Genomic DNA, 9,644 nt, shown 5'->3' on the forward strand with positions numbered 1-9,644 from the left:
GCCGCTAGGGTGGAGGCATGAGCCGACCCGTAGACGTCACCGCAGTATTCACCCCGCTCGACGGCGAGTTCTTCCGCGTGAAGCTCGCCCTGGACATCGCCATCGAACAGGTGGTGCAGGAGCCCGGGTGCATCCGGTACGAGATCACCGAAGCGCAGGAGGACCGCATCGTCCTCACCGAGCAGTGGGAGTCCACCGACCTGCTGGACACGCACCTGCGCGGCCCCGCCGTCCAGGACCTCGGCGAATCGCTGAGCGCCCTGCTGGCCAGGCCCGTGGAGATGGTGCGGTCGGACCAGGCCGCCTAGCACCGGAATGAGAGAAGCCCCGCACTCGAGGAGTGCGGGGCTTCCGTTCGGAAGGACGGCTACTGCGCGTCACCGGCGGTGTCGCCCTGCGCCTGCTGCTGCGCGATCTGCTCGTGCACGGCCTTCATGTCCAGGCCCTTGACGGCGTCGACCAGCTCACCGAACTGCGTCGCGTTGAGCGCGCCGGGCTGGGAGAAGACGAGGACCTTCTCGCGGAACGCCATCAGCGTGGGGATGGAGGTGATCCCCGCGGCTGCGGCGAGCGACTGCTCGGCCTCGGTGTCGACCTTCGCGAAGGTGACGTCCTCGTGCTGCTGGGAGACGGCGTCGTACACCGGTGCGAACTGCTTGCACGGCCCGCACCAGTCGGCCCAGAAGTCAACGAACACGATGTCGTTGCCCTCGATGGTCTCGGGGAAGCTTGCCTCAGTGATATTGATTGTCGACATCCTTCAACGCTAGCGACCCCCTGGACCCTTGTCAGGCCTGTTCGCTACCGATGAAGTGCCCGCCCACCCCCCTTTTCTCCGGAGGCCAGCATGACCGACCCCTACGACCTCGCACGATTCGTCGCCGCGCAGGACGCCCACGGCACCTACGACCAGGCCCTCGCCGAGCTGCGGAACGGCCGGAAGACGGGGCATTGGATGTGGTTCGTCTTCCCGCAGGTGGCAGGACTCGGCAGCAGCCCGACGTCGGTCCGGTACGCCATCGGCTCCCTCGAGGAGGCACGCGCCTACCTCGCGCATCGGGTCCTGGGCCCCCGCCTCATGGAGAGTGTCCACGCCCTCCTCAATCTGCAGGGCAGCGATCCGGTGGCGGTGCTCGGCGGGATCGATGCCCGCAAGCTGCAGTCCTCCATGACGCTCTTCGACCGGGCCGGGCCGCAGGAGCCGTGGTTCAGGGCGCTGCTGGACCGGTACTACGCGGGGGCGGAGGACGAGGCGACGACGTCGATCCTCGACGGCTGACGCCGTCGCTCCGGCCCTATTCGCCCGTCCCGGTGGCGTGCGTGAGCGAGGCGCGACCGGCGAGGATCACGCCCGCCGCGACGAGCACCATGACCGCGGCGACGGCATAGGTGGCGCGGGGATCGAAGACCTCGGCCAGCTTCGTCGCGGCGAAGGGTGCGAGCGCCCCGCCCATCCACCGGACGAAGTTGTAGCCGGCCGAGGCGACGGGCCGCGGCGCGGTCGAGACACCCATGGCGAGTTCCGTGTACAGGGTGTTGTTGATGCCCAGCAGGGCGCCGGAGACGACCACCAGGACGACGACGGCGGTCACCGAACGCTCGGCGGCCAGGGTGAGGCCGACGAGCACGAGGGCCAGGGCCGCGAGGGTCAGGAGCAGCACGCGGGTGGTGCCGAGCACGCGCTGCAGCACGGGTGCCACGAGGACCGAGAAGATGGCCACCATCAGGCCCCAGCCGAAGAACACCGCACCGATCCCGTACGCGTCCATGCCGAGGACGAAGGGGGTGAACGCCAGGATCGTGAAGAACCCGTAGTTGTAGAACAGGGCGCTGGATGCGGTGGTGCGCAGGCCCTTGTGTCCGAGCGCGACGAGCGGTGCAGTGAGCGACGTCGTGGTAGCGGGCCGGGGCGTGGCGGGCAGCAGGATGATCAGGGCGAGAAATGCCGCGGCCATGAGGACGGCGGTGCCGAAGAAGGGCGCGCGCCACTGCCAGCCGCCGAGGAGCGCACCGAGCAACGGGCCGAGGGAGATCCCGAGGCCGAGGGCGGCCTCGTAGAGGATGATCGCCGTCGCGGTACCGCCACTGGCCACACCGACGATCACGGCGAGCGCGGTGGCCACGAAGAGCGCGTTGCCGAGGCCCCAGCCGGCGCGGAAGCCGACCAGGGTGGCGACGTCGCCGGACAGGCCGGCGAGCGAGGCGAACACCACGATCAGGCCCAGCCCGAGCAGGAGTGTCCGCTTGCCGCCGATGCGTGAGGAGATGACGCCGGTCACGAGCATCGCGACGGCCGTCACGAGGAAGTAGCTCGTGAACAGCAGGGACACCTGGCTCGGTGAGGCCTGGAGGTTCTCGGCGATGGCCGGGAGGATCGGGTCGACGAGGCCGATTCCCATGAAGGCGAAGACGGCCGCCAAAGCTGTGGCCCAGACGGCTCTGGGCTGCCGGAAGAAGGACTGCTTCTCCTCGGCAAGGACCGTTGCGGGCTGCGCGGCCTGTGCGTGGGTGGTCACTCGGGTACTCCTAGGCTGTGTGGTTCAGTTTTTCGATGATCGGCAGGGCGGCGGCCAGTGTCGCGCGGTCGTCGTCGTCGAGTTGTTCCAGCAGCGCCGCGACGCGTTCGTTGCGGCGCCTGCCGGCCGCCTCCCAGGCCTCGCGGCCGGTCTCCGTCAGCTGGACGAGGACGGCACGGGAATCGGTCGGATCGGGCTGCCGGAGGACGAGCCCCGCCTGCTCCAGCTTGATGATCTGCTCGGTCGCCGACGGGACGCGGATGCCGAGGTTCGCGGCGACCCGGCTCACGCGGAGCGGTTCGTCCGCGGCCATGCTCAGGGTGCTCATCTGCATGGTGGTCAGTTCCCCGTCGCTGTCCATGGACCGGCTGAGGTAGACGGCGTGGCGCAGGGTGGTGCGGAAGGACTGCGCGAGGGCCAGCAGCTGTTTATCCGTCGGAGGAAGGCTCATAGTTAGGTAGCCTAACATTTTCGGGCGGTGTTCTCAATCGACGGCGGTGCCGAGCCCCGCTAGCGTGGGACGCAGCCGACACCAGGAGGGACGATGCAGGACGAGACAGCACCGGCTGTCCACCCGGCGCGGGCCCTGCCCCACGGCGGGGATGCTGCGGTAGCACACCGGCACGACTCCACCCCCTCTGCGGTCGGCGACCCGCTGGCCTTTTTGGCAGGCTCCTGGCACACCGAGCGCCGTCTCCTCGACAGGGCCGGTGGTCTGACGGGCACCTTCACCGGGACCACCACCTTCACGCCCGACGACGACGGCCTCCGCTGGGAGGAGGAGGGGATCGTCGCCTGGCCGCAGTTCCAGGGTCCGGCGGTCCGCACCTATCTGGTACGGAGGGTCCGGGACGGATCAGCCCTCGTGCACTTCCCCGATGGCCGGCTCCTGTGCCGGCTCGACCTCACCTCGGGCCGGGCCTACGACGAGCACGCATGTGCGCCCGACACCTACCGGGTCCGTTTCACCGCCACCTCGGCCACCACGGTCGAGTACTCGTGGGACGTCACGGGGCCCGCGAAGGATCTCCTGCTGACGACCGTCCTCACGCGGGAGTAGACCCCCGGATCCTCGCCCACCCGAGCCGGGACCCGAGGTCGCGGAGGCGCCGCCCCGGTACCGGCAGCTCGAAGAGGAGGTTCACCGACGCATGCTCCCTCGTCGAGTACACCCAGGCGAGACCGAGCGGCAGCCCGATCCCCAGCAGGAGCAGCAGCGGCAGCAGGAACCATCCGCCGGCGAGGCCGACGGCGTCGGCCAGGGCGAGCGTGACCATGATCGGCCCCAGGTGCGCGACGTAGAACACGATCGAGTAGCGGCCCACGAATGCGAGGAACGCGGTGGCCCGGTTGGTACCGAGCCGCGGGAACAGCCAGCACACGACGCCGAGGGCTCCTGCTACTCCCCAGGCGAACTCCCCCCGGTACAGGACGTCCCGGCCCATCACGTTGAGGACACCCACGGTGACGGCTGCGGCCAAAGCCGGTGCCAGCAGCCAGGGCCGGCTGGTGATCCTCACCAGGAGCGGGGCGTGCCGGGCACACCACGCCCCGAGGAAGAAGAAGGCCGCCAGGAAGGCCATGGTCTCGGGGCGGCTGCCGTGCGGCAGCACGAACGAGACCAGGAGCGCCGCACCTGCGGGGACGAGTTGCGGGATACGGCGCAGCGGATAGGCGAGCGCATAGAAGACGAGGATGAACCAGAGATACCAGAGGTAGGTCGGCGACCGGTAGAGGATCTCGGCGACTCCACCCGGGCTGAGGTCCCCACTCGCCGCCAGGATGATCAGCGACCAGAGGACGTACGGCCACGCCACCCGGGAGACCTTGCCGGCGACGTACTTCCGTCCGGGCTTGGCCAGTGACTGTGGCAGCAGGAGCCCCGAGAGGAACATCAGCACGGGCATGCGGAAGGGCTCGAGGAAGAGGTTCAGGGTATCGACGCCCGGCGTCGGCCCGGCGGCCAGCCGGAGAGACTCCGCTGCGTGCAGCAGGACGACGAGGAGGATGGCCGTACCGCGCAGGCTGTCGAGCCAGGCGATCCGAGCGCCCGGAATATCGCTGATCACGCCTCCCCTGCCGTCGAATTCCACTGTATGCATGCCTAGGTACTCTTCGTAGGGCAGGCCACCCGCGGATGGCTCGGACGTCCCTGTGGTAGCGGACCTATCAGCTTTCCCCGGGCAGGTCGAGCCGATGGCGGCACGGCTGGGTGGGAAAGCCCCGGCGCTACGCTGGGATCGACAGCGCTCGGGGGTCGCACGGTTTCTCTGGAGGTTTCCTGTTGGCAGTCAGTCTGCTCGGCGCGGCCGAGCGCACAGCACCCACCGCGGGGAGGTCGGCTTTCCGGCCGGACATCCAGGGCCTGCGCAGTGTGGCGGTGATCGCGGTGCTGCTGTACCACCTCGGGGTGCCGTTCGTGCCGGGCGGATTCGTGGGAGTCGATGTCTTCTTCGTCATCTCCGGTTTCCTGATCACCGGGCTCCTCCTCCGGCAGCTCGTCGAGGACGGACGTGTCTCGCTGGTCGGGTTCTACGCGCGAAGGGCCAGGCGGCTGCTGCCGGCGGCGACGCTCGTCCTCGTCGTCACGGCCGCGCTGACCGCTGTGCTCCTGCCCGTCACGCGCTGGGCCTCGATCGGGTGGGACCTCATCGCCTCGGCGTCCTACGTCCAGAACTGGCGGCTCGCCGCCGACTCCGTGGACTACCTCACGAGTGACGCGGCCCCCGGGCCCCTCCAGCACTACTGGTCCCTTGCCGTGGAGGAGCAGTTCTACCTGGTCTGGCCCCTGCTCCTCATCGCCGCCGGGGGGCTCCTGACGGGGAAGAGGCGCCGGCGCGGGCCGATCCCGATGGAACGCCTGCGCCCCCTGCTACTCGTCGCCCTCACCCTGGTGCTCCTGCCGTCGCTGGCCTGGTCCATCCACTACACCGCGACAGCTCCCGGGCCCGCCTACTTCGCCTCGACGACGCGGTTCTGGCAGCTTGCGCTCGGCGCCCTTCTCGCCGTGGCCGTCGCGCAGCTCGAGAGGCTCCCCCACGCTGTCGCGACGATTGCAGGGTGGGCCGGAATGGGCGGCATCATCGCCTCCGCAGTCCTGATCGACGGCTCGGTCCCGTACCCGGGAAGCGCAGCGCTGATCCCCACGGTGTCCTCCGCCCTGGTCATCGCCGCGGGCGTCGGCCAGGCTCCGCTCGGGCCCGGCCTCGTCCTCGGCACCCGACCCATGACCTTCCTGGGGGACATCTCCTACTCCCTGTACCTCTGGCACTGGCCGCTCATCGTCCTGGCGACGGCGGTGGTCGGAGAACCCGACGCCGTGACGGGCACCGTCATCGCCGGGCTCTCGATCGGCCTCGCGTACCTCACGTACACCGTCGTCGAGAAACCCGTCAGCGGGTGGAGTGCGTTCAGGGACGCCTCCCTCCGCGGCGTCTGTACCGGACTCGTCCTCATGGTGGTCGGCGGCATCGCCGGCGGGCTCCTCGTCACAGCGGTCCGCACGGAAGTGGACAGGGCGGAAGCCGTCCGTGTGCAGGTGCAGACGGTCCTCCACGGCGCCAGAACTCTCCCGGCGAACCCGCGATCAGCCGGGTTCGAACCGCAGGCGACGGCGGAGGACATCACGCCGATGCCCGTCGTCGCAGCGAAGGACTTCCCCACCTGCGACTCGGCCAAGATCAGTGAGACCGAGATCGTCTCCTGCGAGTACGGGGAGAGGGCATCGGACATCCACGTGGCCCTCGTGGGTGACTCGCACGCGAAGCAATGGATCCCCGCCCTCGAGAAGATCGCCCAGGAGCGAGGCTGGAGGCTCACGGCATACATCCATGACGCCTGCCCCTTCGCGACGGGCGAGCTCGAGCGGAAGGGCAGGGTGTACACGACCTGCATGGACTGGAACGGCCGGATGCAGGACCTGCTGCAGGAGGACCCCCTCCTCAGCATGGTCATCACCAGCAGCTACACCGCCAGCGCCGGGATCTCCGGAGCGACCGACGACGTCGCTGCCATGTCGGAGGCGTTCCGGAGGTCCTGGAGCACCTTCACCCGGAACGACATCCCGGTGGCCGTCATCAGGGACACCCCCGCGCCCGGGTTCGACGTCCCGGAGTGCGTCGCGGCCAATACCGCAGCACTGGGCGAATGCTCCGCGCCCCGGGGCGAAGCAGCTGACGACAAGGGGCTGGCGCAGATGGCGGGGGTGCGGGGCCTCCCCGGAGCCACCCTGATCGACCTGAACGACTTCATCTGCCCTGCCGACGAGTGCCCGCCCGTCATCGGTGACGTCCTCGTGTACCGGGACGGCGACCACCTGACCGCCACGTATGTCCGGTCCCTCTCCTCCCGCCTCGCGCCACCGCTCGACGCGCTGCTCGACGGCCCGTAGCAGGGCTCGAAGGGTGGCGCCGAGGGGAAGGACACCCTCGTCGCGACGCTACGGCATGAGCCCGGGGGCTTCAACGCGAAAGGCCGGTACTTCCGCTGTTCCTAGCGGAAGTACCGGCCTCTCCTTGCTGTGGCAGATGAGGGATTCGAACCCCCGTAGGCGTTGCCAGCTGATTTACAGTCAGCCCCCTTTGGCCGCTCGGGTAATCTGCCGAACGTCTTCACAGGAAGACCGCCCGCAGCAAGCGCGGGCAAGACAACTTTACAGACAAACGGCCCCGGTGACGAATCGGGTGGATCATCACAGGCCTGCGGCCACCCTGCGCTCGATCTGGGCGTAGAAGGCGTCCGCCTGCCGGGGCGTCACCATGCGGAACAGGACGGCCCGGTCGAGGTCGGCCCGGACACCCGCGAGACGCTCCCCCGGGGTCGTGGCACCGTCCGTCGCAGCGACGGGCGACGCGACGCTCACCTGCGAGGCGGTATCGAGTCCGAGGATGATGTCGCTCGCGGCGTCGTCCACGGACTCGGAGCTCGCGGCCACCGCCCTCGGCGGGACGGCGAGTGCCGGTACCGCCGTGAAGCCCGTCAGCGACGCCGCCGTCGCGGCGGCGAGGAACGATCCCGCCACCGCCCTGCGGAGGCGGATCCGGTAGCGCCGGCGTCGTGGTTCAGGCATCTCGGTTCTCTCTGTTGCGGAAGCGGTACGGGTGATCCCACCGTGCCACCGGACCCGGTGCCTACCCCCTGCGCCTCCTGACTGCTGCCTGTGAACAGGACCGCAGCGGGCCGGGAGGGTTGCGGATAGTCTTGAGGGCAGGAAATCCCATCACCCCGAGGAGGAATCGTGGCAAGCGAATCCACGTTCGACGTCGTCAGCAAAGTGGACAAGCAGGAGGTCGCCAACGCGCTCAACCAGGCGCAGAAGGAGATCGCGCAGCGGTACGACTTCAAGGGGGTCGGCGCGGAGGTGGACTTCAGCGGCGAGAAGATCCTCATGAAGGCCAACTCGGAGGAGCGTGTACTGGCCGTCCTCGACGTACTGCAGTCCAAGATGATCAAGCGGGGCATCTCCCTGAAGTCCCTGGACACCGGCGAACCCTTTCCCTCCGGCAAGGAGTTCCGGCTGGAGACCTCCATCAAGGAGGGCATCGCCCAGGACATCGCGAAGAAGATCAACAAGCTGATCCGCGACGAGGGGCCCAAGGGCGTCAAGTCGCAGATCCAGGGCGACGAGCTGCGCGTCAGCTCCAAGTCGCGCGATGATCTGCAGGCCACGATGGCCCTGCTCAAGAACTTCGACGAAGCGGACCTGCAGTTCGTGAACATGCGCTGACCCGGTCATGAGGCACAGACGACGGCGGCCCCACCTGCAGGAGGTGGGGCCGCCGTCGTCGTTCCGGGCTGATCAGCCGAGCGGTCGGCCGGCCATGCCCTCGAGGCGTGCGATGCGCTGGTCCATCGGCGGATGCGTGGCGAACAGGCGGCTCATGCCGGCGCCCTTGAACGGATTGGCGATCATGAGGTGTGAGGTGTTCACGAGGCGCTGGTCCTGCGGGAGCGGTGCGCGCTGCGTCCCGATCTCGAGCTTGCGGAGCGCCGATGCGAGCGCCAGCGGGTCGTCCGTCAGTGCCGCACCGTCCTCGTCGGCGTCGAATTCCCGGGTGCGGCCGATGGCGGTCTGGATGAGGCCTGCGGCGAGGGGCGCGAGAAAGGCGAGCAGCAGTGCTCCGATCGGGTTGCCGCCCTGGTTGCGGTTGCCTCCCATCATGCCGGCGAACGCGAACATCTGGGCCACGGACGTGATCACGCCGGCGACGGCCGCCGCGATGGAGCCCGTCAGGATGTCGCGGTTGTAGACGTGCATGAGTTCGTGCCCGAGTACGCCGCGGAGCTCGCGCTCGTTCAGCAGCTGCAGGATCCCCTGCGTGCAGCACACGGCGGCGTTCTCCGGGTTGCGGCCCGTGGCGAAGGCGTTCGGGGCCGGGGTCGGCGAGACGTAGAGCCTGGGCATGGGCTTGCCGGCGCGCGCGCTCAGCTCCCGGACGATCCGGTACATGGCGGGCGCCTGCTGCTCGGTGACCTCGACGGCGTGCATGCTGCGGATGGCGATCTTGTCGCTGTTCCAGTAGCTGTAGGCGATCGATCCGACGCCGAGCAGGGCGAAGATCCAGAGGAACGCCGAGCTGCGCGTGGCTCCGGCGACGACCGCGCCGAAGACGAGGAAGATCCCCATGAGGGCGCCGAACAACAACGCCGTCTTGGCACCGTTGAAATGGTTGTGCACTGTCACTCCTTGCGACGACGACGGCCGGGCGCCGCCCACCGGTACAACGGTGGGTCGGAGCGCGGTGTTCCGTTCATCGTACGGCGAGGGACGTCACCGCGGACGGGCCGGGGCGGCGGTCAGGCCTCCGGCCGGCGGGAGTCGTACCGCGCGAACCGGGGCTGCCAACGGGCCACGGCGAGTACCAGCACGATACAGGCGACACCCCCGACGACGGCGGTCCAGCCCTCCCCCAGCCAGGCGGCCTGGCCGCCGGCCACCATGTCCCCGAGGCGGGGACCACCGGCGACGACGACGATGAACACGCCCTGCAGGCGCCCGCGCATGGCGTCCGGCGTGGCGGACTGCAGGATGGTGTTGCGGAACACGCTGCTGACCGAATCGGCGATGCCTGCCAGCACCAGGCAGGCTGCTGCAGGAAGCACCCACACCGACAGTTCCCCCTCACCCCG

General features: G+C 69.1%; 11 protein-coding genes, 1 tRNA gene and 1 pseudogene. 5 read left to right on the top strand and 8 right to left on the bottom strand.

What is annotated here, in order from left to right; genetic code table 11:
• The first annotated feature begins 17 nt into the window (after positions 1 to 17).
• Positions 18 to 308: a putative quinol monooxygenase gene (locus CVO76_RS09540; protein WP_133082340.1), complete on the top strand. Its 291-nt coding sequence runs from the start codon at positions 18 to 20 to the stop codon at positions 306 to 308.
• Positions 309 to 367: 59 nt separating this feature from the next.
• On the opposite strand, the gene trxA is transcribed toward CVO76_RS09540, so the two are convergent.
• Complete coding sequence (gene trxA / locus CVO76_RS09545; protein WP_133082339.1) at positions 368 to 757, bottom strand: thioredoxin; 390 nt, start codon at positions 755 to 757, stop codon at positions 368 to 370.
• A gap of 90 nt (positions 758 to 847) precedes the next feature.
• On the opposite strand from trxA, the gene CVO76_RS09550 reads away from it, so the two are divergent.
• Complete coding sequence (locus CVO76_RS09550; protein WP_208739081.1) at positions 848 to 1,279, top strand: DUF1810 domain-containing protein; 432 nt, start codon at positions 848 to 850, stop codon at positions 1,277 to 1,279.
• A gap of 16 nt (positions 1,280 to 1,295) precedes the next feature.
• On the opposite strand, the gene CVO76_RS09555 is transcribed toward CVO76_RS09550, so the two are convergent.
• Together CVO76_RS09555 and CVO76_RS09560 are read right to left on the bottom strand one after the other, a co-directional pair.
• On the bottom strand, positions 1,296 to 2,516 hold the full coding sequence (locus CVO76_RS09555) for an MFS transporter (RefSeq protein ID WP_244185849.1): 1,221 nt from the start codon (positions 2,514 to 2,516) through the stop codon (positions 1,296 to 1,298).
• A gap of 10 nt (positions 2,517 to 2,526) precedes the next feature.
• Positions 2,527 to 2,967: a MarR family winged helix-turn-helix transcriptional regulator gene (locus CVO76_RS09560; protein ID WP_244185850.1), complete on the bottom strand. Its 441-nt coding sequence runs from the start codon at positions 2,965 to 2,967 to the stop codon at positions 2,527 to 2,529.
• A 93-nt stretch (positions 2,968 to 3,060) separates the two neighbouring features.
• On the opposite strand from CVO76_RS09560, the gene CVO76_RS09565 reads away from it, so the two are divergent.
• On the top strand, positions 3,061 to 3,576 hold the full coding sequence (locus CVO76_RS09565) for a DUF6314 family protein (protein ID WP_208739083.1): 516 nt from the start codon (positions 3,061 to 3,063) through the stop codon (positions 3,574 to 3,576).
• Here the strand turns inward: CVO76_RS09565 and CVO76_RS09570 are convergent.
• On the bottom strand, positions 3,563 to 4,618 hold the full coding sequence (locus CVO76_RS09570; RefSeq protein WP_208739084.1) for an acyltransferase family protein: 1,056 nt from the start codon (positions 4,616 to 4,618) through the stop codon (positions 3,563 to 3,565). The two genes, CVO76_RS09565 and CVO76_RS09570, sit on opposite strands and share 14 nt — an antisense overlap.
• Before the next feature lie 182 nt (positions 4,619 to 4,800).
• Between CVO76_RS09570 and CVO76_RS09575 the strand changes: the two genes are divergently transcribed.
• Positions 4,801 to 6,906, top strand: a complete 2,106-nt coding sequence (locus CVO76_RS09575) for an acyltransferase family protein (protein ID WP_208739085.1) — start codon at positions 4,801 to 4,803, stop codon at positions 6,904 to 6,906.
• 130 nt (positions 6,907 to 7,036) lie between these two features.
• Here CVO76_RS09575 and CVO76_RS09580 read toward each other — a convergent pair.
• Positions 7,037 to 7,118 (bottom strand) — tRNA-Tyr (locus CVO76_RS09580).
• An 88-nt stretch (positions 7,119 to 7,206) separates the two neighbouring features.
• On the bottom strand, positions 7,207 to 7,584 hold the full coding sequence (locus CVO76_RS09585) for a hypothetical protein (protein WP_208739086.1): 378 nt from the start codon (positions 7,582 to 7,584) through the stop codon (positions 7,207 to 7,209).
• A gap of 168 nt (positions 7,585 to 7,752) precedes the next feature.
• Between CVO76_RS09585 and CVO76_RS09590 the strand changes: the two genes are divergently transcribed.
• Positions 7,753 to 8,241, top strand: coding sequence for a YajQ family cyclic di-GMP-binding protein (locus CVO76_RS09590; RefSeq protein ID WP_104051037.1), 489 nt, complete (start codon positions 7,753 to 7,755; stop codon positions 8,239 to 8,241).
• 72 nt (positions 8,242 to 8,313) lie between these two features.
• Here the strand turns inward: CVO76_RS09590 and htpX are convergent, their stop codons facing one another.
• Positions 8,314 to 9,192, bottom strand: coding sequence for a zinc metalloprotease HtpX (gene htpX / locus CVO76_RS09595; protein WP_208739087.1), 879 nt, complete (start codon positions 9,190 to 9,192; stop codon positions 8,314 to 8,316).
• Positions 9,193 to 9,311: 119 nt separating this feature from the next.
• Positions 9,312 to 9,644: pseudogene (locus CVO76_RS09600) on the bottom strand (MFS transporter); the annotation flags it as partial.

Source organism: Arthrobacter agilis, from assembly GCF_002953615.1.
GTDB classification, from domain to species: Bacteria; Actinomycetota; Actinomycetes; order Actinomycetales; family Micrococcaceae; genus Arthrobacter_D; species Arthrobacter_D agilis_B.